The organism is Legionella drozanskii LLAP-1 (assembly GCF_001467585.1).
GTDB classification, from domain to species: Bacteria; Pseudomonadota; Gammaproteobacteria; order Legionellales; family Legionellaceae; genus Tatlockia; species Tatlockia drozanskii.
Genome location: NZ_LNXY01000028.1, coordinates 138,297 through 164,930, shown reverse-complemented (window position 1 = coordinate 164,930; position 26,634 = coordinate 138,297). Strand labels below are relative to the sequence as shown.

Below are 26,634 nucleotides of genomic sequence, written 5' to 3'. Positions count from 1 at the left end.
AGATTTATTTGGACATTATACAGCCAAAATATTAATATAATATTAAAAACTGGAAATTTTTTTATGGAGAAAGGATTTACAAAGCAAGTTTGAGTCTTAGACAAATTTAATTTACGAAGTGATAACTTGTTTTAATGTTTCAAAACTAATATTGGCACCACTTAGCACAATCACTATATTTTTTCCCTGATATTTTTGGTATTCCCTTGAGCCTGTGAATTTTAAGAATCCACCAAGAGCAACTCCAGAAGCCCCCTCGACCAAAAGATGTTGTGTTTTCATTAGATTAATAATGGCATTTTTGATTTCATCCTCAGAAACCAAAATATAATCATCGACAAATTGGCGACAGATATCGAAGGTAATAGCATCAGGTTCTATTCCACCAGCAGTAGCATCGGATAGAGTAGGCAAGGTTTCCATTTCAATAATATGATTAGCCTGTATTGATTCCGACATAACTGGAGAATTTTCCGGTAAACATCCAACGATTTTGATGTTTGGATTAACTGATTTTAAATACCAGGCAATTCCCGAAATTAATCCACCCCCACCCACAGGAACAAAAACAACATCAATAGTATCGAGTTGCTTCATGAGTTCTAAACCAATTGTCGCTTGACCGCTAATAACTTGGAGATCATTATAGGGGGAGACATAAATCATCTTATGTTGTTTTGCATATTCCAAGGCATGCAATTCAGTTTGCACACAATCTTGTCCATAAAATTCAAGATTAGCTGTATAATTGCGGATGTTATCCACCTTCGTCGAAGATGTATTTTCCGGAATAAAAACAACTCCTTTCTTGTTTAATTTACTTAAACCAAATGCAACAGCTGCCCCATGATTACCTGATGAAGCGGTGACTATCGCCTGTTCATTTCTGGAGGAAGTTAAACTCAGTAGTTTATTGATTGCGCCTCGTACTTTAAAAGATCCTGTAAATTGTAGGTTTTCGCATTTTAAAAATACATTTGCTTTAGTTTCACGACTGAGGGCAATGGAATAATCAAGAGCAGTTTCTCGGACAAAGGGCCTAATTCTCTTTTCCGCACCAAGTACCTCCGATTTAAAATCAAAACCATCTGCCCTTTGGCTGGCCAACCCTTTTTTATCCATAACTTTTTAAAATCTCGGGAGTCAATTTTTTCGCGAAAAGTTTTGAGCCAGCTTCAGTTAGATGAGCAACATCAAAATGAAGAGGCGTTTCATCAGCTGATACCATTGGGCAAACCTTATTAGGACACACTGAGTTTAAAACGGAAATATATTTTACATCTGAACGGTTTGCAAACATCTTTTTCATAATACTTTCGGTATGTATTAGGTATTCCGTCTGCATTATGTCAGCTGAGGAAACGATGGGATTACCTGCTTTTATTCGCTTAACAACTAAGGTCGGGACAGATTCTGTATAGACAGGACTCTGACCAAGAAGAAGAATCTGAATATTTTGTTTAGCAATTAATTGAATAGTTTTATCAAGCAACTCCATGTTCTGCGGTGTTGACGGCCAATAGGCAGTCATGATTAAGATTTTTGGTTTAACTTTTAAAATAATATCCAATGCCAGAGTATTAAAAATTTTACAGTAGGGACGTACCTCCAATTCAAAATCCTTGATAGGAGGACAGGCAGACGAGGTCAGTGCACCTAAATCGTAGCCCTCTTTCGCCAACGATTCGTGAAGACCAGGGTAAAGATGAACGGCATGACTGTCGCCCCAAATGATTACCGTATTTTCTGAGTCTTTAGGAAGGCAGCTATATAAATCTATTTGGCGCGGATCTTGATCATATTCTAAGAAACAAGAACCATAATGATAAAGTTTCTTAGCACTGTAATTCAGATAAGAAGCAGCTTTATTGACTCTATCATCAAGTCTATTTGGAAATCCCTGATTATAAATCATTACCGTTGGAATTAGGGCAACTGCACAAAGAGCAAATATCGAATTACTAAGATATTTTTTTGCTGAATAGCTAGTTTTTGCGTAGCGAAAATAGCGTTCCACCAAATAATAATTGAGTGTTGCCAAAACAAAGCAAAGAACCAATAAACTGCACTTAAATCCAAAACCCTGTGCATCAGGATAGAGAGTATTAGCCACAATAATAACTGGCCAATGTACCAGATAGAGAGAATAAGAGATTTTCCCCGTCGCAACGAGAGGCCTTAGGCTAAACATTTTATGAATAAAGGAGTAATTGCCTTGGCTTCCAGCAAAAACAATGAGCGCTGAACCCAAGCAAGGCAAAACCGCTGCAAATCCCGGAAACGCACTGGTGCTAGTTAATTTAAATAGTGCAATGCCAATTAAGACTACACCGAGCACACTAAAAATTAAGCTAAGTTTTTTTGATACGGCGGGCAAATGCTCAAAAGCGATAATACATCCAAACAGCAGTTCAAAAGCTCTAAAAGGCAGCAAATAAAAAGCAGCCGGGGGATTAAAGCTAAGCACCCACTGAGATGCAAAAAGAGAGAATAATAAGCCACACAGCAGAAAAACAAATAACGCGCGATATGACTTCTTTGCAAAGAGCAAGGCCAACAAAGGGAAGAAAATGTAAAACTGCTCTTCAATACCCAGCGACCATAAATGCAATAATAAAGTTTCATTTGCAGAAGGTGAAAAATAATTTAAAGTGGAATAAAAATAAATGTTGGCTGAAAAGAGTAATGAAGCAAGAGCTGAACGTGCAAATTCAACGAGCTGAGTAGGGAAAAACACGATATATGCGGCTATCGCTGTTACAAACATCACCGAGAGTAAAGCAGGAAGAATGCGTCTAGCTCTTCTTTCATAAAACTGCAGTAAAGAAAAGCTATGATTATTTATTTCTTTATAAATAATTTTTGAAATTAGGTAACCGGAGATTACAAAAAAAAGATCTACACCGACATACCCGCCCGGTAAAAAACTAAATCCTAGATGAAATAAAAGAATAGATAGAATGGCTAGCGCTCTTAAACCATCTATATCAGCTCTATACTTCATGTAAATCCTTTAACATTACTTAGTCGCAGCAGTATACTTTTTTCGAAAAATTTATCAATAATCGATGCTAAGTACTTGATGGATGCTATCATTTTTAATCATTTCACAATAGGTATTAGATAATTAATAGCTTTCATTGAAATAACAAGTACAACAAATTTCCACCGCATAAAATCTTGCATAATCATCGTACATAATTTCATTATTATGTCTATTATTAAATCAAACACATAAGGAAGTGTACTAATATGTTACAGCAATCTAACCATGAAGCTTGGCCTCAGCTACCTTATAAGGAGTTCAAATCGACATCCCATTTATTACATATGGGCATGCAGCTGATTGGAAAATTAAAATTAACCACTCCGTTTGAGCCGCAATGGGCTAATGTTCCATTTTGGCTAAATGCCCGTGGTTTAACCACTGGTCCTATTCCCTATCGCACGGGCGTTTTTACGATAGATCTTGATTTCATCGCTCACAAAGTCGTTTGTTCAACGAGTTGGCAATTTGTGGGAGAATTAAATTTAACATCCATGTCTGTATCAGAGTTTACTCAAGCCCTATTTAAACTGCTTTCTCAGGCCGGTATAACTATAGAAATAAATCCTCTGCCGCAGGAAGTCCCCCATCCCATCCCCTTTAATGAAGACACAGAACAACAAAGCTATAATCGGGATCTCGCTAATGCCTGGTGGAGAATTTTAGTGAGTTCTTATCGGATTATGCAGCAATATCATGCTCAATTTACTGGCAAAACGCCGCCCATAGGTTTTATGTGGGGAACGTTTGATTTACGAGATGCGCGCTATCAAGGTGTTGCGGTTTCTACCGAAGGACCTAACGCGGGATACATTCGCCGAAATGCCATGAATGAAACTCAAGTTGAGGCTGGATGGTGGAGTGGCAACGCGAACTATCCTCGTCCGGCCTATTATTCATTTACATTCCCACAGCCTAAAGGGATTGAAAACAGTGCAATCAAACCTGCTTCAGCACGCTGGGATAAGAGCATGGGCTTATTTATTCTTGACTATGACGACCTACAAAAATCTAAAACACCAGAAAAAGATTTATTAATATTCTTGGAATCAACTTACAAAGCAGGCGCTGCACTTGCTCACTGGGATACATCACTTGTGAGTTCAGGTAAGCCCGTTTAATTTAATTGGGCTTTACTCGAATGGACTAATTTCATTACCCTATTAACAAACGTGGGACCTGGATCATATTTGTCGGTTTGATAATTAGGATCTCGCTCGAGCCAAAGCGGTGTATTTTTAAAGCGTAAATATTCATTATGACCAATCACCTGTTTTATTTCTGGATATTTCTTTTTTAAATAACAAACTAAAAAAGCATTTGCTTTGACCTGCGCATCGGTTAAGTCGTCTATGCTATCGACCCCGCCCACATTTTCAATACCAATTGCAAAATGGTTTAGACCGATGGCATGTCTTGCCATCCAATTTTCAGGCATGAGTTGGTAGATACTTCCGTCACGATCAACTAAAAAATGAGCGGAAACATTTAAAGATCCTGGTAATTCTTTTATTCGCGGTGAATTTTTCGGAAAAGTAGCTGAGTCGAGAACACGGAAGGTCGCTGCAAAAGTGGGGATACCTGTCCAATGCAAGACAATCATTTTCGGCTCGATTTCAATTGACTGGGAATCAATTCCATAATGAGTTAATTGATATTGCCGCGTTAACGCAATCCTTTCTTCATTAAACTTAATCGGAGCTTGATGAATAACCTGCGGCTCATAGCAAGAAAACGCATGCGCCAGTGAATTGATCAACAATAAGGAAGCTATCAAAATTTTCATATTATTCTTTTAAAATCATAAAGTAAGCCATTACGTAATTAGGCAAATCTTTGTTTGCCTGATAAAAAGCATCGCTGCTCGTATAGCTGCCTGATAAAAAATCTACCTGATATTGATTATTCTGAAAAGCCCCACCCGTGTCCGCAAACACGCCTACTTTCGTCATCATTTTTCCTGTTTTATCGGGATATTGCACCATCAGCAGTTTCCCCAGACCAAACTGTTCCAGATCCGCGGCAAAGGTGACTTCGCTATCAACAGTGATTTTATGGTCAGCATCCTTACCATATCCTTTGATACCATCTACTGGCTTAAAATACCAGTAGCGCTCTTGTTTGTAAGGATTTTTCGCTTTATCGTAAGGAACTTTGTTACAACGATGGACATTAAAAGTTTTTGACTGACGGTTAGGAAAATCGGCCACAATTGTGCCTTGCATTAATGCGGCCTCTAAGTCATCTCGCTTTAAATAGGCTAAAGCCGGAATATTTTTATTGGCCAATGCGCCATTTAATATTGCCTGCTTACCATATTGGAAACGAATAAGCCCAGGCTTTGCATCCGCTTCTTCAAGCGTTAGCGCTTCCTCATCTCTCGGCAGCCCGTACAACGCATAAGGATGGGTAGCCGTAGAACGGTCCAATACTTTAGCGCGCGGAACATAATATTTAGTCATTAAAATCTTGTCATTGGGTAAGTTAGCGATTAATGGTTTACCTACTCTGAGTAATTTGGTTTGCTCAAGATCGGGATACCAGCGAACAAAATCAAAATGTTTTTTTACAAAAGCAGGATCCTGCAGTTCTGTTTGATGTTGGCATATAAATGCTAGAGTGGCTTTGACTCGCGAAAGTGGCACTGTAAACACTTTGCCACCGTGAATAACACGAGGATCATACTGACTACCTTTATTTAGATAAGCGAGTGTTTCGGTAGCAGTTTTACACAAAACAGGGGCATTAATATCATAATGGGTCGAAGATCTTGGCTCAGCAGCAATAAAACGAGGAGCTGCGATAACTTGGATACTAACTAATAAACTAGCAAAAAAAAATTTTAATTTCATCGTTCATGAGCAACTAACTTTAAAGCAAAATAATAGCATAACTGATGCTTAAATACTTAAGAAACTGACTAGGCACAAAATAGTAGTAAAAATCATTTGACTATTTATCTACTAGTAGATAGAATGCTGAGTTATGAAACTTACAACGATGCAAGAAAAGATACTGAATACTGCAGAAAGCTTAATCCAAAAGCTGGGCTATAACGCGTTTAGCTACAAAGATATTGCCCTTGTAGTAGGAATTAAAACATCCAGTATTCACTATTATTATCCAACTAAAGAAGATTTAGCGGTTGCAGTGATTGAATGGCAATTGGAGCGCTTAACCTTTTCATTAAATGAATTGAAAGTTGATGCTTCTCTGTCTTTACAGCAAAAGTTATTGAACCTAGTGGACCTTGTCATTTCGGTCACCTTAAATAATGACATGAAAATGTGTTTGGGAGGCATGCTTGCATCCGATGTTGTTTCTTTACCGGAAAAGGTAAAAATAAAGGTACGCCTTTTTTTTAACAGCTTAGATAAATGGATCAACGAAGTATTAGTGGAAGAAAATTCGAAAATTGAAGGGTTGAATTTGCCCGTTTCAAATGAGAATTTATCAAAATATTTATTGGTGCAATTGGAAGGCGGATTACTTTTGTCTCGCTTATATGATGATTTTTCTTATATTGGGACAGTGAAGCAATTTATAAAAGCTACTTTTTAATTTTTTTATATAACTTATCTATCTACTAGTAGATATACCTTGGAGAAATGATGAAACTTGAACATCTATTGAGCACAACAGCCCTAACTTTAGGATTAATAACTTCTAACTAAGCAGGTAAAATAACTATGACTAATACAAACACAATTAAAAAAGCCACTTACATAAAATTAGTAAGCAAACCAGAAACTCAATTAGAACTTGAACATTTTCTGCAAAAAGGGGCTGACCTTGTGCGTCAAACTGAACCCAACACGCCAATATGGTTTGCTCTAAAAGAACAAAATAATTTTGCCATCTTCGACGTTTTCTTAAATGAAAAAGGAAGAGAACAACATTTTGCAGGTCAAGTGGCTGCTGCATTAAAAGCTAATGCGACGCATTTGGTGCAAGATGGCTGGGAGCAAGGGGTGTTACAGAATGTGAATAATTTTGACATTATTGCTACTAACAATTTTTCCATGAAAAAAGTACTAAGCGCAAAAAATGCGGCCTATATTGTATTGAAAGCGGCACCTGGTAAAAGCCAAGAGCTTGAACAGTTTTTAAAGAAGGCTGCTGAGGTTATTAATCAAACCGAACCCAATACTTATTTGTGGCTTGCGTTAAAAACGAATAGCGATACTTTTGCAATCTTTGATACGTTTCCAAATCATGATGCTCTAAAAACACATTTTGCAGGTAAAGTAGCCGCTGAATTACAAAATAGGGCTAGCGAGCTGGTCGCTGAAGGATGGGAAAAAGGCGTCTTGGCTAATGTGCACGACTTTCAAATAACCGCCGTCTCTTAATCTTGGTGGCGTTGATTAAGTAAACCGTTCGGGCTCTCATAGCCCGAACGGATTTTATCTTAGCTTGATGATTAGATCTTCAAAACTCACTATTACTTGATAAAAGTTTAAGAATAGGTCGACAATTTCATTTAAAGAAAACAATAAAATGCTAAGATATTGCCACCATAAAAGGATTGGGCAACTATTAATGAGTAGAGCTCGGGGATGAGCGTTATATGAAACAAAATCGATCAAATTTTCGCTGGGTAATTGTTTCCATCTTATTTTTAATCACCTTTATTAACTATGTGGATCGTGCCTCTTTTTCTTATGCAATTGATAGTATTGCAAAAGAATTCAGCCTAACCGACCCGGAAATTGGCTTGGCCTTGGGAATATTTGGGATAGGTTATGTCATTACTACCTTTTTAGGGGGTATTGCCGCTGATAAATTCGGAGCTAAGCGAACTTTAGCTATATCCATTCTATTCTGGGGCGTTGCTTCACTTCTTACTGGTATGGCTACAGGTTTCTTCATGCTTCTTCTATCGAGAGTTATTTTGGGCATCGCCGAGGGTCCAAACTTCCCTGCTCTAACGAGAGCAATTAGCGATTGGCTTTCAGAAACAGAACGCAATCGTGCATTGGCCATGGCTTTAATTTCTGTCCCTGTTTCTTTAGCACTTAGCGGCCCAATCGTATCGCAGCTCATTTTGCATCTTTCTTGGCGAGGTGCTTATTACTTTTTAGCATTATTAGCTATTTTATGGCTTCCTCTATGGTATTGGTTGTTTAAAGATAACCCTAAGGATTCACCTTATATTAACCAAGCTGAGTTGAGCTATTTAAATGAGCAAACGGTAACCAACGCTCAAGCCCCCAGCAAAATAACTTGGAAATTTTTATTTCTCAACAAAACACTAGCCGCTAATAATTGGGCCTTTTTTGTATTTGGCTATTACCTTTTCTTTTTCATGACTTGGCTTCCACGCTATTTGAACCTAAAATACCATCTCGATTTAAAACAAATCGGTTTATATTCAATAGCCCCGTGGTTGTTAGGAGCACTTATGATGTGGGGGGTAGGTACGCTGTCCGATTACATCTTTAAGAAAACAAGTAGCTTACGCCTCTCACGTTCCTATCCAATTTTTATTTCTCAATTATTAGCAGCTTTATGCATTATTCCTATTTTTTCCACGCACAATATTTTTATTGCTCTCATTTTTATTTCCTTAGCTGTCGGCTTCGTATTAAGCGCTAATGCCTCTTATTATGCGGTCAACATTGACATTGCCAAGGAATGGGCCGGTTCAGCGCTTGGTATTATGGACGCAATTTTTGCCATCGCAGGATTTCTAGCTCCAACCTTAACGGGGGTTATCATTTCAATAGCCGGACGCTTTGAAGCTGCTTTCCTTTTGTTAGTAATATTGGCCTTATCTTCCGCCATCATTACCTTTATTTATCACAATAAGGAGTCAGGTTAAGACAAACTTGCCTGAGGAATTTTAAATTGATTATAGATTAGCGACCGGCGCCCTATGTTACGTCTCCGTTAACCGTTCAAGTGCATCTTCTACAACCCAAAATTTAAAGAGATAATCCTCTAGGAAGTAAACAAACCCCATGAGATTTCCTATCTTAGCCCCTAAGATCGTACAGCAATACCGCGGATACTAGGCCGTACAATAGGTGGGACACCTCTTATACTTTGATGTTGAATATCAATGATTTCAAAACCCGCTTTTTCTATCGATTGTTCTGTTCTACGAGTAACATGGCAATTTGCTGCAATCCATTTCCAGATAAATGCTAAGCGGCGTTGCCATTTATATCGCTTAAGATTATTTGTTGCAGCAACATGCTCAATGAAAAAAAGCTTCCCTTGAGGCCGTAAAATACGATGAATTTCAGATAAGGTTTTTTCTAAATGATCAACTGAACACAACACTAATGTACATACAACCGCATCAAAGCTAGCATCTGGTAAAGAAATAAACTCAGCTTTGTCCTGTAATATCGCAACATTAGCATGTTTACTATCGGCTATTTTCGCTTGCAAGATCTTTCGCATATGAACACTGGGTTCAATCAGAACTAAGTGCTGGACAGCATCTGGATAAAACTCAAGATTAGCCCCCGTCCCACAACCCAACTCCAACACATCGCCAGATATATTTTGCAACAATTGCTGACGCCAATCTTTTAAGCATTTATCTTCGGCATCTCGCATCATATTGTCATAAATCTTTGCCATCAACCATTGACACATGTCTTCACACTCTCTAAAGCAGTAAATTTAGTAAGTCAACCTTAGATCCAAGGCTCCCCCTACAGCTGCAAATAAATTACCTTAGGTTAGGTTTTTTAGAAACTACAATTCATTGAAAATGAGGGATTTTTGATGATTTAAATTATTTACCCATGGGATATTTATTATTGACATAATCGATGATTTCCTTTGCAGCAATAGGAGTAAAGGGTTTATTAAAATAACGCTCAATACCACAAGCCATAGCTTTATCCGTATACTCAGGCTCTCCATGAGCAGTTACTGCAATGACTGGAGTTGCTTGATTAATGCCGCTATTATTTTTTATCTCTGAAGTTACTTCAAACCCATCTGGTCCTTCACCTAAACCAATATCCATCAAGATGACGTTATATTTTGTATTAAGAGCTTTTTCTAAGGCCGCTTTTCCATTCTCTGCAGTATCAACAGAGCAACCTAACTTTGTGAAATGTAGTTTTGCTACAGTTCGAGCTACAGGACTATCTTCTACTACAAGTACATGTAGAGAATTTGGCATTTATCTTCCTTGGCATACTGATCTAATTTTATTGTAGATGATTTTCTATTTCGCAAGAAGAGAGTTAGATTCTTAATCAACAAAATCATCTAATAAAGGGCGTTTCAAAGGCAGAGTACAAATAAAGATTGAACCTTTTCCAGGTGCACTCTCTACTTCAATTTCACCGTCTAAATCATCCAATAGTTCTTTAACAATATAAAGGCCAAGGCCTGCTCCTTTATATCTGTTTTGATTCGCAGGATGAAGGCGATAGAATTTTTGATAGATATAGGCTTGTTTATCTTCAGTAATTCCGATGCCAGTGTCTCTAACTATCAACTGGACCACACATAATTTTTTTTGAACTCTGGGCACTTTTACTTGAACCGTAACTTGGCCTTGCTCAGTAAATTTAATGGCATTATTTAACAAGTTAATGAGAATTCGGGTAACTCTTCGAGGATCCCCCATATAAATTCGGGGGATTTTGGCTGGAAATAAATAGTTTAATTGAATCTGCTTTAAAGAAGCAGTAGGCTTTTCTAAGTTAATTACTTTGGCTAGTGTTTTATCAAGGTCAAATTTTTTAGCCAGTATTGGCTCGCTTTCAATTTGATTTCGGCTAAAATCAAGAATATCATTCAAAAGCTCAAGAAATTCCTCCGCGGATTGATAAGTCACTTCAAGAAGCTCCTTCTTTTCAGGATCTGTCTCTATTCTGGCTAAATATTCAACTATTGAATACATTCCTGAAAATGGAGTTCTTAACTGATGTTCCATGTTTCGAATAAATTCGGTTTTTGCTTGATTTGCTACTTCCGCAGCGATTTGCGATTTTTTTAAAGACTCTTCCATTTTTTTACGTTCAGAGATATCAAAAGAAATTCCAAGCAAGCCAATGAGTTTTTTATTATCGTCATAAAGAGGAATTTTTTTAGATAAAACCACCACATTCTGCCCCTTTTTTTCTATTATTTCTTCGGTATCAATAGATTTTCCTTCTTTAAAAATTTTCTCATCAATTGCACGAAAAGCGTCTGCTTTATCTTTGGGAGATAAGTCATAATCAGTTTTACCGATTATTTCTTCGGGTGACTTAAGATTCAAGTCATAAGCTTGCATTAAATTGCAACCCAAATAATTTCCATCTATACCTTTCCAATAAACATGCTCGGGTAAATTATCAATAATGTGCTTTAATGTAATTTCTGATTTTTGATATTCCTGTCCTCCTGATCCAGGAAAGGAGATTGCGATTAGACCTGTAACTTTATCGTTAATTTTGATTGGTATTTTATAGTAATCGGCTAGAAAAAATTGTCTGTTGAGAGTAAAAATAGGTTCGCTAAATTGTTCAGGTATTCCGCATTCAAACACTTTCTGATTATTTCGATTTATAAGATTTATAATTTCTGGGTAGCTAGCCAAACTTGATAGCGTATCATTGCTCTTCCCGATAATTTCATTTGGGCTTTCAAAACCAAGTAAGATTGCTTGCTGGGAATTGCACGCTCGATAAATACCTTTTCGATCGATCAAATAAGCCAATCCTGGAAGCATTGAAACCAGTGATTCGAAAATTGTAAACAGTTGACATCTGTCCATTTGCTCACGAAATTTCTATTTTAATAAATTAATAATAGTCAATTTGGAGGTAAATCTTATTTTAAGTTCTATACAAACTTTCTTATTAGGTTTTCTTTTGACTTGATTAGCATTAACGGAAATTTTGAAATTTCATACTCAGCAAGCGAATTACAAAAAATATGCTTTAACAAAAATAAGCGTTGGTTCTCAATGGTACAACCTAGCTTGTAAGCCAATTGTTTCTTTTCAATTAATTCAGAAGACAATTTTTGTGTAATGAATTGTTCAAAAGGTGAAAGCTCATTAGAAAATAGTTGAATTAAGGTTTGAAAAGGATTATCTCTGTATTCTTTTAAAGTTTCTCCCGAATACTGTGGATGTGCTGCATTATTGATTAAAAGAATATTTTTGATCCCTACAGAACGTAATTTAATAAACAAAGAAGATTGAGTTAAATTATTAGAGCGACAGCTTCCCTTCATAACCACACAGGGCTCGTAAGGTTTAAGCTGTAGCATAGGCTCAAAATCATCTGAATCTACTGATCCTTGAAATGGAAAAACGAACCGCTCTTTATCATTTTCCGATTGAATATCCACCACAAAAGCTAAGTTGGCATTGTTCCGAATCATATGAAGCACAATGATCTCAGTGACACTATAACAAGGAAGCACCATTCGTCCTTCATCAGATTGTCGGTGCAAACAACGAAGAATTTTTCTTAGTTCCTGTTTTTGGGGTAGCTCATCTAAAAGATTAAAAATGAATTGGCAAGACAATTCGGAAAGTAGTTTTTGGTAATAATGACCTACTTTTTTAGAATAACTTCGAGATAACTTTATTGTTTCAGCAATGACCGGATAGTTAATAGCCATTGGTATTTCCTCTCTATCAACAATATGGTACACGCATAAAAAATAAGATAAAAATAAAAAAAGGGCATCTTCAGAAATCGTAAAAAAACAACCCATTTCTTTGAAAAAACGATCTAGAGTGACTTGTGCTCGAACTGATTCCGGCCTTAAATTTTTATTATGAGCGATGTAATACTGATAATTTTTTTCTTCGCCTTTTAAAATCTCATTTGTCATAGTACATTGTTTCTTTAGCTGTTTTAAGCTCAGAGAAAATTGAGCTGAAGTATAAGCTTTCAATGCATAAATTTTGTAAGCACGCACTTGGCAGAGCGTTTCCCCTACTTGAGCATCAAAACTTGAAAGCATATTACTCTCAAAACAATTTATGGCTGTGATAAAATGCTCAACCAGTTGTTGCATTAACTGAATATAATGAAGTTTCTGAGTAATATCTTTGACTAAGATGGTATTATTATGCGGCAAAAGAGTTAAATTTGTAGGCATACTACCTTTTCAATTAGGTAAATTAAAACACACCATTTTACAGGATGTTTAAATTTTATTCACCCCCACTTTTGATTCTGTCTTAGAATTAAAGGAATAAGCTATAGACAATTAGAAACAAAACTTGCATCCCAGTCACTGCTAGTCCGTTTTGTATCATTGCTTTGACATTTTTGCTTCCAGCAAAACCCATTGCAGCAAACATATTAGCCCCAGGATAGGCATAATTCGTAACACGGGTCGCAAAGATCATGCACAAAGCGAAACTTATCATGGGCAATTGCATCTGAAGCACACTAGGCAAAAAGAGTTGATGCAACATTTTAATGGTTGCTTCTGCAGCGCCTGGCATGCCAAAAGCGCCAGTGAAGCCAATTAACATTGATAATACCGGTTTTCCACCTAAATTAATTAATGGAGTTACTAGTTCTGTTAATGCACTAAATCCTCCAGCCTGATGAATTAAAACCATAAAAGGATCAAATAAAATAAACAAAAAGAAAATATGCAGGCTTTTTCGCATTCCCTTAACTAACAATTTAAAAATTTGATCTAAGCTTAATTTATTCGCCAATCCCGTAATAAGCGCTAGAAATAGCATGACAAAAATAACATAACTGGTTTTTGCCTGAGCCATTAAGCCATAGACTACACAAGCCATAAAAGAGATTAAAAAGAGCAATGTCGCGCGCTTTTGTTGTTTATTGGGAACAAATGGTTCTGAGCAGTCCTCATCTTCGCATGATTCATTCGCATACTTTCGTTGTAATCGGTTAGCCATAAACCATGTAGTAATTAAAGTGACCAGGGCCACTGGAAGAGAGGCATAAAGAAGTACGGTTTCATAATTTAATCCAGTAACACCCAGCAAAGCCACTACTGGAGGGGCAAAAGGCCCAAGGATTAAAGCTTCCTCAGCTGAAGCCTGCATTAATACAGCCAAACTGGGGCGTGATAATCCAACAGAACCTGCAATAGGGCGTAAACTGGGTGCTAAAATAGCTAATCCTCCAGCCAAGGTGCCAAGCAAACCTACAATGATAAACGATGAAAGCACAATACCAATTTTGGCACGTCGCTGAGTATTAACCCCAATCCCATAAACAATTTTGTGCACCAAAGTATGGCTGACCTGAGTATGCGTTAAGACCTCACCTAAGCCATGGCCTAGCATGATAATAAAGCCCACTAAGGCCATGAATGAGCCTAAAGCATCGGCCATAGAATTTCCGATAGCAATTGGACTGCTCAGATTCCACAAATAGCCCAGTCCAACACAGAGCGCAGTTGCTACTAAGGGATCAACATTGCGAAATAACATGACGGCATAAAGAACAATGATGGATAAACTGGCTAACTGAATGTAAAAAGACATTAATGGATCACTCCAATCTGATTTAATCCTTGGCTAATGCCTTCAATTCCTAAACCAGGTTTATCTGACAAAATAATTTTATTGCCAAGAAGTTGTGCTCCGCCAAGAATATAATTGTCTCGAATCAAATAAATAGGATCAAGGTCCGCATAGAAGATATCAGGCTTACTTAAAGCAAAACTGGCTATAGCAGCAATGCCAATGGGTGATTCCAGCATACAGCCGACCATTATTTTCATTTGTGCTGTTTTAGCAATATTATAAATCGCTTGAGCATTCGCAATGCCACCCGATTTCATCAACTTAATATTGATGCCATCACAAGCATTAATTTTTGCAATATTTAGAGTATCTTCCGGAGAAAAACAAGCCTCATCTGCAATGATTAGAGAATCAACTTTTTCACTAATAGCCTTTAAGCCCAATAGATCTTGAGCACTAATAGGTTGTTCGACCAAAGCGATATTCAACTGCTGTTGTTTCAAAGAATCAATAACCTTTAAGGCATCTTCATAAGACCATCCTTGATTGGCATCGACAAGTAAAGTGATGGATTTGCCTACGGCTTGACGAATAGCATGGACGCGCTGGATGTCTTCAATCGGATTTAATCCTAATTTTATTTTTAGTGTTTGGTGACCTTGATGGACTAAGTCAATAGCATCCTGCACCATAGCGTCAATGTCTTTAACACTTAGCGTAATACAGGAACTAATGCTGTTCCTATTACCTCCCAGCAATTTATAAAGAGGTAAGCCACAGTATTGAGCAAATAAATCATGCAATGCGATATCGATGGCCGCTTTTGCAGAAGTATTACCTACTATAGCCTGGTTATTCATTTGGAGTAATAAATTCAATTCAGAAATACTTCGTCCAATTAACGGTGGACCAATAATGGTTTTAATTGCAGTGATAATAGACTCCGTACTGTCTCCAGTGATGGCGGGAGTTGAAGCTGCTGAACCATAACCCAGATTGCCACTATCGGTTTTAATTATTACTACCACATCTTCAACGCATTCGGTACGTCTTACGGCAGTTATAAATGGGCGAATTAATGGAATAGTCAATTGCGCAATATGAATCTCCGTAATCTTCATCTAAGCACCCTTTTTTAAAATTCTTGTGTTTAAAGTACACTGGTGGTTAACAGGCGGCAAGTGAGTGGTCAGCATTACATAAATTTGCTGCACCAAAAACGGCTGCTTAGCGTGGAATGCATTATTCTCAATTAATAAAAGGATGCCAGAAATGGACCATAAGGATGTGATCATTGTCGGTGCAGGTCCTACCGGATTAAGTCTTGCGGTTGAACTAGGTCTACGGGGCATTGATACATTAATTATTGAAAAATCCAAGCAGATGGATCGCTCCCATCCAAGAGCGCAAGGTTTAAATCCGCGTACTATTCAATTTTTTCGTCGATGGGGCATTAGTGAATCGTTAAAAGCGAAAAAGTTGATACGCGATGGCTATCCCATTCGCTATATTTGGTGCGCAAATCTTAATGGAAAGGTTTTTGCAAGTACCGATGATATGTCAGAAACTATTAATTCTGATTTATCACCTGAAAATTATGTCCGTATTCCATTGTGGTTAACACAAGATACTTTACGCGAAAAATTATCTGAGTTTAACTGTGTTCAATTAATTGAAGATTGCAAAATATTAAATATTGACCAAGATGACAAGGGTGTTCGGGTTAAGATTAGATACAAGGGCAATACCTCACAAATATCGTCAAAATATCTTGTTGCTTGTGATGGTGCCGACAGCACCATACGTCGCTTAGCGAATTTCACTACAACATTTTATCCTCCCGAACAAAAAATGCTGCAAATTGTATTTGAGTCAGAGGAACTTAAGTCAAAAATGACTGTGCCTGAAGCGACCTTTTATTATAATTTATTACAAATGCAATTTTTTGCTTTAGGGGCAATCGATGGTAGTAAACGATGGTCAGCGGATTTTGCTTGTCCAGAAACTGCAAAGATATCCGATTTTGATTTGCCCATTTTGCTCGATCAATTAGCTGGTTTTCATTTTGAAAAAAAGATAGAAAGTGTAGGTTTTTGGTATATGAAACCTTTAATAGCAGACCAATTTCGTGAAAAAAATATCTTCCTCGTGGGAGATTCAGCTCATGTTTTAACACCTATTGGGGGCCATGGATTTAATACTAGCGTTGCCGATGCGGTTAATTTAGCCTGGAAATTAAGTGCTGTGCTACAACAGCAAGCAACATCTAAGCTATTAGATAGTTATGAAATAGAACGACATCGCATAGCCATACAAAAATTAGAATATATTACCGATAATACAAAAAAAATGCTGACAATCCGGCAAGCTTATCCTCCGCAAACCATGCCAGAAAAATTTGCTGAAGAAAATCAAAAAATTGCTGAACTCATGAGTGCTAATTTAAAATTAGTGTTGGGAGATGCCTATGATACATCACCGATTGTCTTCACTGATTTAAGCGAGGGCGATCAATATGATCCTAAGTTGGCAAAAGCAGGTTATTTTGCGCCTCATGTTTGGTTAACTGAGGAAAAATGTTTATATGACTTTTTATCGCTTAATCACAGTTTACTAGTATGGAATAAAACGGATTCGGCTGATATTAAAACTATTGAGACGGCTTTTGCAGGGCGACATATGCCCTTGCTTATTCTAAATTTAAATCATTACAAGACAGAAAAATCTTCTATCATGTATCCTAAAGCATTCTATTTAATTCGCCCTGACTGGCATATCAGCTGGTGCGGTGAGCGATTCCCTAATCCAACGCAATTAGTCAATCAGTTGCTGCCTTAATTTTTTTGAACCTTTACTTATTCAAAGTTATTTCACATTAAGTTAATGCAACAATTAACATATTATTCTAAAATTCTGAAAGCTCAGCACTGGCAAATTATGTTTGCATGAGCCTAATAAAGGGAATTCCATGAATGTTATTATTGATGTTACTCGGTTAGTTCGTCGTCGCGTTAAAAGCAAGATGTTGACGGGTATCGATCGCGTTGCTATAGCCTATATACAACATTATCAATCTAGCGCTTATGCGCTGGTACGTTGGTGGGGACGCAGCTGGATATTATCTCATGAGAAATCCAAAGAATTATTTACCTGGCTAGCAGGACCTAGCTCCAAATCAGCTTTAACAAGGATCATTGCCCAAGGAATTCTTTCTTTTTCAAACTTTAAAAATAAAGAAAATACCGTTTTAATCAACACGGGGCATATTGGGCTTGGACAGTCCGATTATTTTCGGATGAAGCGCAAGTTACACGTTAAACCTATTTTTTTTATACATGATTTAATTGCTATAGACTATCCTGAATTTTGTGATCCGGGAGAAGACCTAAGACAGCGGCAAAAAATGGATTATATTTTAAAAATTGCAGGTGGAGTAATTACTAATTCTGATGCGACCCTCCAAGATTTAAAAAGCTATGCAAAATTAACTAACCAAATTATGCCCCCCGCTAAAGTTGCTTTATTAGCATCAGGGATCCCCTCAGGGCATTCTGGAAAGCGACCGATCGATAAACCGTATTTTGTTATTTTAAGCACCATCGAACCACGTAAAAATCATATACTGCTTTTGCAAATATGGCGTAAGTTATCTCAACGTTTAGGGGAGAAAGCTCCTCATCTCTTCGTTATTGGCTATCGTGGGTGGCAGTGTGAAAATGTATTAGACCTGTTAGACCGCTGTCATTTTCTTAAAGGGGTTGTCACTGAAGTTTCGGGCTGTGCGGACTCTGAATTGTTAAATTTTATTCATCATAGTCAAGCTTTACTAACTCCTTCGTTTATAGAAGGATATGGTTTACCCTTAGTTGAAGCGCTTGCGCTAGGTGTTCCAGTTATTGCAAGTGATGTACCTGTTTATCGAGAAATAGCCGGTAATATACCAGAGTACGTTGATCCTCTAGATGGAAAACGCTGGGAAGAGCTCATTATGGATTATGCGCAGCCTAACAGCTCCTGCAGATCCGCGCAAATGATGCGGTTGCAGCATTTTAAAAAGCCGACTTGGGATGATCATTTCCAGAATGTGGATGACTTTCTGTCAGAATTTGTAAACCTTAACCATGATTCTTCCGATTGGGCATTCGCTAAAAGCCAGTGACAACAAAAAATACTTTTTAATTAAAATGTATTTTATTCCTGTCGGCATTCGCTCTGCGCACTTTCTCATTGCTTGTATTCTCTTGTATTGATGATAAATGCTAGAAAACCACTATTTTGCCAAAATTAAAAAAATTTTTATTAAAATCAGTCCTAAACTGCATCTAAACTAAGTGTAATTACTGCCCAAATAATTTGCTAATTGAATTTTTGAAAGATATCATGGCCATTTTTGGACTATATGTAAATTAGTTATTAAACCTCGTACTTCGCTAAGTTACGCATTAATTATATCTTGTAAGGAGATAACCTTGTTAGTAAATTCCACGTTAAGACTTGAAGCAAATAAACAAACAATCAATCATGCGGCAGTATGGTCTACAGGGCAAACTACTCAGACCAGTGCAACTGTTACAGTAGTCTCGCATAAAAATAAAATCTATCTTATTACTAATGCCCATGCTGTTGTAAACGCTACTTATTTAAAAATTAAATTTGATAAAAGCTCCGCACAAGTGCCTGTTCGTGCTTGTTGGATTGATCCGGTAATGGATCTAGCAATTCTTGAAACAACAAATGAGGAAGACAAAGCTCATATTGAAAGTAAAACTACAGCCTTAGAAATCGAAACGGACTTTCAATCAAAAGGCACCGAAGTTAATGCTTATGGCTATCCTACAGGAGGAACGAGTTTATCCTTCACGAAGGGACATATTTCAAGAACTCAAATGTCGACAATTGTTTTATCCGATCTTACGGGCATAACAGTACAGACCAGCGCGCCTATTAATCCCGGTAACAGTGGTGGGCCAATAACCATAAAAGACAGCGAAACTGGGGTGGAAAAATGTATTGGAATAGTCACTCAAGGTACTGCTTCGCTTAGTAGCGTGGGTTATTTTATTCCTGCGATCACAGTAGTAAAAACCATCGATGCCTATAGAAAATTTGGTAAATTGAAGGAAGCAGGTTTTATTGATTTTGTTACGGTGCCAGATTTGTCATTCAAATGGCAAGCACTAAAAAATCCTGCTCTACGTGCATCCCTAGGACTGAAAGATACCAGCAAAGAATTAACGGGTATCTATGTTACTGGCGTACCCAGATCCTCCTGTGCATACGATATATTAAAGAAAGGGGATATTATTCTAAGAATGGATGAACATCTAATTCAGGCTGACGGTAATGTAGAAGTTGACGAGTTAGAGAATTCGATACATTTTCGTTATCTTATTCAACGAAAAGAATACGGCAGTAAATTGAACCTTGTTGTCTTAAGAAAACAATTAAAGATTGAGTCGGTGAATGAAGGTGAGAAAGAATTAGAAAACCCAAAGGAGTGCTCAAATGTTAGTACCTTTGGAGAAGATGACACAGAGCTGTGTGAGTTAACCCTGAGTGTTATATTAAATCGACAATTAGGGCGTCAACGCTTACTTGGTTTCAAAGAAGATAAACCCATAAAATACCATATCCAGCCTGCTGGGAAAGATGGCGCTTTTGTTTTTACTCAGTGCACAACGGCAATGATAGAGGGCTACACAACGCGTTATAATGCAGGAGGCACTGTTATTATAGATAACTCAAAAAGGCCTCCAATGTTTAATGATTTTGAGACTCTAGCACGTAGTAAGGATCTCGGTGAGGTAGTTGTTCTGCACTCCATCCTAACCTCAGAAGAAACCGATGGCTATGATAATTTTGCCTTAACCAGCGGGGCAAGTTGTGTAAGTGATCGTGTGGTTCGAGTCAATGGTCAGCCTATCCGTTTTTTAGCAGATTTAGTCATAGCCTTACAAATGGACCCCACAAAGCCTGGGAAGGTTGAGTTTGATAATGGAAAAATTCTCTGTATTGCTCCTGTATCGGATCAAGAAACTAAAAACAGAGTACAAACGAAATATCAAATTGCATTCTTTACCAGTAAAAAGCTTGCAGACAACCTTATACCGATGGATCAATCTGCACATACTCCACTATTTGAAGAGATTAAGAGAGACGGAATAACACTAAAAAAACTACCGACGCTGTTTAAAGAAGTTAAGGTGGATTTAGAAGAGGGAGAAAAAGGCAAAGAAAAAGAAAATTCTCACAGCTTCCCTTAGGTAACCAGCCTGTAGTAATCTTCAATTCAGCCGCCCTATTTAGGGCGCTTGACTTTTCAGTAAGAAAGGGCTGATAAAATTTGTTTTTGAAAAATTATTCAAGTAGTAAAACTCTATCTATTTGCTAACTGCGATAAAGGGATTTAAATCATGTGCCGTGCTTTCCTAAAGCCCAGTATGTGGGGGTTGCTCCACAAGCCCCTCTTTAATGATTATTCATAACAGCTTAATTATAAGCTGCTATTAAATTTCTCTCATTGAAGCCTATTACCAACAAGTCTGACTCCATCCTGGTTCGCGACTCCATGTCGTTAGACAAGGATTGTTTTTTCCCAAAACAAGAGGCATCGTATTCCATGGTTGCTGACCACCAATAAGTTGTTGTTGATTAATCCATGTGCCGCGCCAAGGTGCAGTTATTTCAGCATGCAATATTTCACCTGCGTTTACCGCACGGGGTGGAGTGGCAATGACTGGTTCCGGGCCCATCAAAAAAGCAGATAGTTTCGATTTCGGCCCCCATCCCGCTGCGGCCACCCAAAGTTGTCCCATCTTAGCAGCAGAATAAGGTGCGTAAGGAGTTTCAGGGGGGTAAGCTGTGTTATACAACTGCGGGTCGATTTGCAATAAAGTTTCATTTTCCCAGCTGCCAGAAGGAGCCGCTAGCACATCAGCGCGCAGCGCAGAATAAACACCATAGACCTCTGGCACTGAAAGTTCCTCACCGAGTGCAAGAGCAATACGCCCTATCGGGGTAGGAGCTACAACAAAGTGATCGCCAGCCATAGCCCAAGAATTTGAGCCAAGATGCGTGGCACGGTAACGAGCGATAATTTTGCCCGATGGATCAGCTAATGCGACAGTGTGATAAATGCCCTCATTAGAACGTTCTGGATAACTGCCGACAACGTACCCTTCTCCTTGTTGTGCAAGATAACTAATAGTTTTTTCCGATGGCCCACCCTGTGCCTCACTAAGCAGTTTATATTCAGCAGCAGATAAATTCGGTCCATAGTGAAACAGCATTGGTAAAACAGCGAGACCATTCCTTTTGGGAACAGACCACAGAGTTTTAGCAATAGGATTTGTTAAATCCCCAGCTTCAATAGTGAGATTTATGGACTGAGGTTGACCCGTTCCATTTGTCGGATCTGTAGGGGCACGATGAAGAGCAAGTACACCATACATCTCTGGTCGCCGACGCTTAAGAAGCTCTTCTCGAACTGGTGCGGATTTTCCAGGCTCTATCGTCGCAATTGCCACACCGTGCACACCAGAGGCAAGTACTTCTGGTTTTAGCACCGGTAATTGAGCAACCTTATTGCCTGAGGGATCCCAGATGCTGGAGCCACCGTTATAATATAGCTGCTGTTGAGTAATTGGGTTTGTCTCTATCCCATTACGCGTTGCTGCTACTACCCAGGCTCCAGTATCAGCAGAAAGATGTTGAACACTTGCTATTGTAGAGTGATCTCCCTTAGCCTGCTCAGGCGGTGTTCCAGGCATAACTCTATCGGAAACACTTGACCATGCAATAATATCAACTTGATGTAGGAGTGCTAAACGAGCATATTGCCAATACGTATCATCGTAGCAAATTAGTAATGAGATCCGTCCAAGCTCGGTGTCAAACACGGGAAACCCCACATTGCCCACCGATGTCCAGCGCTGATCTTGCGAATTTAGTCCGTGCTTACGATATTTACCAATATAACCTTCTGGACCGATCAGTGCTGAAGTGTTGTAACCCAAACCGCTCACTGGATCTAGTTCGCCCAGTCCCACTACCACATACATATTTTTGCGCTACTTTCAAAAGCGCATCGGTCGTTTTACCAGGTACCGTATCGAGGAAAGGTCGTACCATCGCAAAATCATCGAAAATGTAGCCCATATTTGCAGTCTCGGGCAACACCGCAAGCTTCACGTCTTGCTTTGCTACATTCTCAACACCTATCACCATGCGCTCAATATTACCATCCAGATCACCCCATGCAGGATCGTATGCGACCGCTGCAGCCTTAAAACTAGGAAGCACCTTTGCAGAGTTCGCTTGCACGTACGAGACAGCACCTAAGGTAATAAGACCCATCAGAGCCAAGCGAAATTTGACGCCAAGACACAAATACATTAACACACCTCTCTGTGCAGAAAAGGGAGCGATCTATTTCTTTGCCAAGCAATCCATTGATTTTTAAAAAATCTATTTTGTAGAATAAGTAAGCGATAGTAGCTCGAAAATTTTGCCGGTTTCAAGCGCTCCAGTCTTTGTGCAATTTCTCGCGCTGTGTAGACTCCAATTAAATAAAATAATATTAGATTGTTTCGAGTTTTTTTGCCTGAATAAATAGATTGTTACACTGTTCTTCCATTACACCACCAATCAATTGACATTTATAAAAATTCGGTGTTTTCGACAAAATTTCTTCTGCACCAACCTGAATTTGTCGGCCAAACAGCCCATGTAAAAATGCAATGGAAGATCCGTAAATCACCTTAGGAATCATCGCCCAGTAAATCGCAGCCGCGCACATAGGGCAAGGCTCGGCGGTAGTATAAAGGCTCAATTTACTCACATCACCGTTAAATCCATTATTATACAATGTATAGATAACCGATAATTCACCATGCATCAAGGGATGAATATGCGCACTATTGACCGCCTTCAAAAGAATTTCCTTGTCATCATAAACAATAATCGCACCATAAGGAGCCATTGGATTGGTCGCAGCAACATCAATAGTTGTCGCCATAAAATCATGAATGTACTTATCCATTGTTTCGCCCTCCGGCTTTGTATGGTTTCAGCAAACTTAAAGACTGACTTCAATGATAATCTCAAGCGCTGACGAAGTTGCAATTCTTGTCCCAACGGTAGTGATAAATAAACTCCTTTTTCAAAACTTAGCACAAAAAAGACATAGCTCGCCACAATAATTCTGCAGCTGTGGGTATTCCAAATTATCAGTGATATCTGGAGCGAGGTTACCAAAGCAAAATCCCCAATACCTGCTTGATACTATTGTTGAGCTACTTTTTGACTGAATGTTTTTAAGGGCGCGAAATCTCATGCAATGCATTATAATTATACAAGACATTATAAGTGAGTAATAATTTGAAAGCTCGCGAAGAAAAAAATAAAGGGTATCTTTATGTGATTAAACCGGGTTCTGAACCTTCTACGAGCATTTTTGACGCCTTAGTCATTCATCTACAACAAGCTGGATTTTTAAATAATTTTGAAAAATCGATTGTTTTCAAACACAATGCCATTTATTTTCGACATAATTTAAATGAAATTAGTGCTTTTATTTCAGAATTTTTACCGCTGATATTGGATTTTAAAAAAGCAGGTGAACCCATTTCATTAAATGAAGATACTGTTTTTGAAAAAAAATTTATCCAGGAAAAAGCGGGAATTGTTTTTGAGCGATGCGAAGAACCCGTCACAGTGAAGCTAAGAAATAAAATTCGCAAAGCAAAGCATGACCTACAAAATTTGGATTTTGACAGTTTGTCTGATAATAAAATTACTGAAATTAGCGGTAACTCGGCTTCCTCTGCAAAAGAACATTTACTAAAAAAAATATCGGAACATCAAGGTGTCTGTATTGGCGAGACTCATTCTGAAGTTTTACATAAAAAATTTTTAGTTACTTCTCTACCTAGTCTTGCAGCCTCTGGAGTCAAACAGTTATTTGTTGAGTTAGGATTTTATGATACTCAAACGGTTTTATACGAAAAATTTTTCCGAACAGGCTTATTACCTAGAGCATTATTAGCCGAATTAATTGATCAGGATATCCAGAATCGTATTACAGCGGGAAAAAATTCCGATGATTTTTTATATAGCTATAGGACTAACCCCTATTCCAATTTAGGTTTGGTTGTAATGGCGCAAATGCTTGGTATACAGGTTACCCCTCTCGATAGCACTGAGGCTTATGATGGCATAACTGGTTATGCCAAAAAAAGTGAAACTAAATTTCCGAAAAAACGTGCCTTGGCAATGAATCCAACCGCCGCTGAAATTATTTCGCAAAGCCACGAAAAATATATCGCACTTGTGGGAGCTAATCATAATATTAGTATGAAAGAATCGAGAGCTCCTGGCGTTTCGGCGCTTCTTTCAATTCCAAACCTGGATTTAAGGGATATAACGGTGCTGGATATTGAGGAGGATCCCTTTATTCGAGCTAGTTTAATTTATAACATTCATCGAGTTTTAATGGGTAAACCAATCAAACCTTTACAACTCATCTCACCGGCACCACAAAATTATCTTGATTGTTTTAAACTAATCTATTTAACCGAACTAAAACGGGAGATAAAACAATTCCCGACTGAACATAGGCTGGCCTGGTACCAAAAAAAATTAGACAAGTTAGATTTCCTAAAAAAAAATGATGACATTTATCATTTATTTGAGGATATTATGCTCAAATTGGAAGATGAGGTGAATGAATATAAAATCTCCGCTCAAGCTGCATCGAAAATTTTTCCTTTTTTATTAGAAAAATATTTAGAAGGTGAAGACTTGCGCGGTTCTTCGGAAAGAGAAACTAAATTTCCTGAGACAATTCCACTTTTATTAAACGCACCTGACTATAGTAAAACGCACGAAGCTTTTTATTCGTCTAAAGGAGCGGATAATCATGAAGCAGTTGAACGCATTAAGCATATTTATGATGAGTATGTATCAAAATTTACTGCTGTTCAGCTATCAACGATGGATAAAAAACAAAAATTTTTAGAAATTGGAGAATTAAAGGTTGAATTTATAGATTATATTAAATTTTTTACCAAAAACTGGAACCAGAACGATAAAATTGAATTATTTAATTCGATGCGAAAATGGGAAAATCAAAAGCCATTTTTAACTTATCATCGCGATAATAAGTTTTATAATATATTTACCGCACCTAACACCTGGAGTGAGGTAAAAGAAATTTTGAAAGGCGAGTCGGGACTCGGGTCTTATTTTCGTCCCCAATACAAATAACCAATCGCAAGGTTTGATTGTTCATTATTGGCCTAGGGCTACGGAACTCACGCCCTGACGCAAAATAAATAAAAGCTATAATTCAACTTGTAATTGCAAATATTTTGATCACGATGCACAATGTCTCACTTAAAATAACAGTTAAGGTTAACAATGTACGAGAAGAAAGAAAAAACTTATGGTGATATCTTCAAAATAAACTCTCAATCGGATCCTTTCGCAACCAGAGCTATTTTTGCAAGTGTAGCGGAGTATCCATGCATTCCGGCGGATGAGATTTTAGAGAAGTCAGACATCGTCACCCCCAAATTTACCACTCAAAGCGCATTAATACGTGAATTAGATTCGGAAGAAAAAATGGCTGGTGTCACGGCTTGTCATTAGTATGGCTAAAAAAAATGGCGAAAGGTAAAGCATCGCATTTTTTTGAGGCTACTAGCCTTGTTATAAAAGGCAATCATTATTCTGCCCCAGCTGAGGTGAGAAAAATAGTAGATAAATTATAGGATAACATTATGACAGGCCAGCGAAATTAGCGCCTCGCATAAAAAAGAATAGCACCAAAGCAGGCGTTGCAGCTACGACCAATAGACGGCATGAGGCTTTAAAGGGGAGTTTAAGGTTGAAAAAAATATCAGAGTACAGCTGAACCAATGCGGACAGTAGGAGTAAGATAACCCCAAAAACACCAAAATAAAATAAAGTTACGCAGGGAAAGACAAGGATTTGCATCAGCGTATTTAATCTAGACATCTCAGAGGAATGAATCCACTCTGAGCCAGAGAGCAGCCCATTAAGCCCTTTGTCAAAATTACGTGTATAAATGGGATTGCCAATGTTGTCTTTAGCCAAACCTAAAAATTGTTTATAACTGGGCGGTCTTAAAATC

The 26,634-nt window shown here is 38.0% G+C and carries 21 protein-coding genes and 2 pseudogenes; 9 read left to right on the top strand and 14 right to left on the bottom strand.

Annotation, left to right across the window (positions count from 1 at the left end; all coding sequences use genetic code 11):
• Positions 1–111 precede the first annotated feature (111 nt).
• Positions 112–1,122 carry a threonine/serine dehydratase gene (locus Ldro_RS13325; protein WP_058496915.1) on the bottom strand — a complete coding sequence of 337 codons (1,011 nt, stop codon included), beginning with the start codon at positions 1,120–1,122 and terminating at the stop codon, positions 112–114.
• On the bottom strand, positions 1,115–3,004 hold the full coding sequence (locus Ldro_RS13320) for an acyltransferase family protein (protein ID WP_058496914.1): 1,890 nt from the start codon (positions 3,002–3,004) through the stop codon (positions 1,115–1,117). The genes Ldro_RS13325 and Ldro_RS13320 overlap by 8 nt, the downstream gene beginning before the upstream one ends.
• Positions 3,005–3,252: 248 nt before the next feature.
• On the opposite strand from Ldro_RS13320, the gene Ldro_RS13315 reads away from it, so the two are divergent.
• Complete coding sequence (locus Ldro_RS13315; protein WP_058496913.1) at positions 3,253–4,167, top strand: DUF5996 family protein; 915 nt, start codon at positions 3,253–3,255, stop codon at positions 4,165–4,167.
• On the opposite strand, the gene Ldro_RS13310 is transcribed toward Ldro_RS13315, so the two are convergent.
• Both Ldro_RS13310 and Ldro_RS13305 read right to left on the bottom strand, forming a co-directional pair.
• Positions 4,164–4,832, bottom strand: coding sequence for an N-acetylmuramoyl-L-alanine amidase (locus Ldro_RS13310; protein WP_058496912.1), 669 nt, complete (start codon positions 4,830–4,832; stop codon positions 4,164–4,166). The two genes, Ldro_RS13315 and Ldro_RS13310, sit on opposite strands and share 4 nt — an antisense overlap.
• 1 nt (position 4,833) lies before the next feature.
• Positions 4,834–5,898: a hypothetical protein gene (locus Ldro_RS13305; protein WP_058496911.1), complete on the bottom strand. Its 1,065-nt coding sequence runs from the start codon at positions 5,896–5,898 to the stop codon at positions 4,834–4,836.
• Positions 5,899–6,031: 133 nt separating this feature from the next.
• Between Ldro_RS13305 and Ldro_RS13300 the strand changes: the two genes are divergently transcribed.
• The 3 genes from Ldro_RS13300 (at position 6,032) to Ldro_RS13290 (ending at position 8,870) form a co-directional block, all read left to right on the top strand.
• A complete protein-coding gene (locus Ldro_RS13300) occupies positions 6,032–6,607 on the top strand; it encodes a TetR/AcrR family transcriptional regulator (RefSeq protein ID WP_058496910.1) in 576 nt (191 codons plus the stop codon).
• Positions 6,608–6,735: 128 nt separating this feature from the next.
• Complete coding sequence (locus Ldro_RS13295) at positions 6,736–7,398, top strand: putative quinol monooxygenase (protein WP_058496909.1); 663 nt, start codon at positions 6,736–6,738, stop codon at positions 7,396–7,398.
• Positions 7,399–7,616: 218 nt separating this feature from the next.
• Entirely contained in the window at positions 7,617–8,870 is a 1,254-nt protein-coding gene (locus Ldro_RS13290; protein ID WP_058496908.1) for an MFS transporter, read from the top strand.
• Between the two features lie 161 nt (positions 8,871–9,031).
• Here Ldro_RS13290 and Ldro_RS13285 read toward each other — a convergent pair whose 3' ends face one another.
• From Ldro_RS13285 to Ldro_RS13260, 6 genes are all read right to left on the bottom strand, one after another.
• Complete coding sequence (locus tag Ldro_RS13285; RefSeq protein ID WP_058496907.1) at positions 9,032–9,655, bottom strand: class I SAM-dependent methyltransferase; 624 nt, start codon at positions 9,653–9,655, stop codon at positions 9,032–9,034.
• A gap of 142 nt (positions 9,656–9,797) precedes the next feature.
• Positions 9,798–10,193 (bottom strand): response regulator, encoded by a 396-nt coding sequence (locus Ldro_RS13280; RefSeq protein ID WP_058496906.1) that lies wholly within the window; start codon positions 10,191–10,193, stop codon positions 9,798–9,800.
• A gap of 72 nt (positions 10,194–10,265) precedes the next feature.
• Positions 10,266–11,714 (bottom strand): PAS domain-containing sensor histidine kinase, encoded by a 1,449-nt coding sequence (locus Ldro_RS13275; RefSeq protein WP_162263978.1) that lies wholly within the window; start codon positions 11,712–11,714, stop codon positions 10,266–10,268.
• A gap of 134 nt (positions 11,715–11,848) precedes the next feature.
• Complete coding sequence (locus Ldro_RS13270) at positions 11,849–13,123, bottom strand: hypothetical protein (protein ID WP_058496904.1); 1,275 nt, start codon at positions 13,121–13,123, stop codon at positions 11,849–11,851.
• Between the two features lie 88 nt (positions 13,124–13,211).
• On the bottom strand, positions 13,212–14,498 hold the full coding sequence (locus Ldro_RS13265; protein ID WP_058496903.1) for a Na+/H+ antiporter NhaC family protein: 1,287 nt from the start codon (positions 14,496–14,498) through the stop codon (positions 13,212–13,214).
• Positions 14,498–15,601, bottom strand: a complete 1,104-nt coding sequence (locus Ldro_RS13260) for a dipeptide epimerase (protein WP_058496902.1) — start codon at positions 15,599–15,601, stop codon at positions 14,498–14,500. The genes Ldro_RS13265 and Ldro_RS13260 overlap by 1 nt, the downstream gene beginning before the upstream one ends.
• A gap of 151 nt (positions 15,602–15,752) precedes the next feature.
• Here Ldro_RS13260 and Ldro_RS13255 point away from each other — a divergent pair, with 151 nt between their 5' ends.
• The 3 genes from Ldro_RS13255 (at position 15,753) to Ldro_RS13245 (ending at position 20,743) form a co-directional block, all read left to right on the top strand.
• Complete coding sequence (locus tag Ldro_RS13255; protein ID WP_058496901.1) at positions 15,753–17,318, top strand: FAD-dependent monooxygenase; 1,566 nt, start codon at positions 15,753–15,755, stop codon at positions 17,316–17,318.
• A 130-nt stretch (positions 17,319–17,448) separates the two neighbouring features.
• Complete coding sequence (locus Ldro_RS13250) at positions 17,449–18,639, top strand: glycosyltransferase family 4 protein (RefSeq protein ID WP_058496900.1); 1,191 nt, start codon at positions 17,449–17,451, stop codon at positions 18,637–18,639.
• Positions 18,640–18,949: 310 nt separating this feature from the next.
• A complete protein-coding gene (locus Ldro_RS13245) occupies positions 18,950–20,743 on the top strand; it encodes a S1C family serine protease (protein WP_058496899.1) in 1,794 nt (597 codons plus the stop codon).
• 267 nt (positions 20,744–21,010) lie between these two features.
• Here Ldro_RS13245 and Ldro_RS16830 read toward each other — a convergent pair whose 3' ends face one another.
• From Ldro_RS16830 to Ldro_RS13235, 3 genes and pseudogenes are all read right to left on the bottom strand, one after another.
• Positions 21,011–21,931, bottom strand: a complete 921-nt coding sequence (locus Ldro_RS16830; protein ID WP_338011199.1) for a carbon-nitrogen hydrolase family protein — start codon at positions 21,929–21,931, stop codon at positions 21,011–21,013.
• A 132-nt stretch (positions 21,932–22,063) separates the two neighbouring features.
• A pseudogene (locus tag Ldro_RS16825) lies at positions 22,064–22,706 on the bottom strand (carbon-nitrogen hydrolase family protein); the annotation flags it as partial.
• Between the two features lie 352 nt (positions 22,707–23,058).
• On the bottom strand, positions 23,059–23,520 hold the full coding sequence (locus tag Ldro_RS13235; RefSeq protein ID WP_058496898.1) for a nucleoside deaminase: 462 nt from the start codon (positions 23,518–23,520) through the stop codon (positions 23,059–23,061).
• Between the two features lie 326 nt (positions 23,521–23,846).
• Here Ldro_RS13235 and Ldro_RS13230 point away from each other — a divergent pair, with 326 nt between their 5' ends.
• Positions 23,847–25,745: a membrane-targeted effector domain-containing toxin gene (locus tag Ldro_RS13230; protein ID WP_058496897.1), complete on the top strand. Its 1,899-nt coding sequence runs from the start codon at positions 23,847–23,849 to the stop codon at positions 25,743–25,745.
• Positions 25,746–25,898: 153 nt separating this feature from the next.
• Positions 25,899–26,129, top strand: a complete 231-nt coding sequence (locus tag Ldro_RS13225; RefSeq protein WP_058496896.1) for a hypothetical protein — start codon at positions 25,899–25,901, stop codon at positions 26,127–26,129.
• 129 nt (positions 26,130–26,258) lie between these two features.
• Here the strand turns inward: Ldro_RS13225 and Ldro_RS16620 are convergent.
• Positions 26,259–26,634 (bottom strand): annotated as a pseudogene (locus Ldro_RS16620) (DUF1189 family protein); the annotation flags it as partial.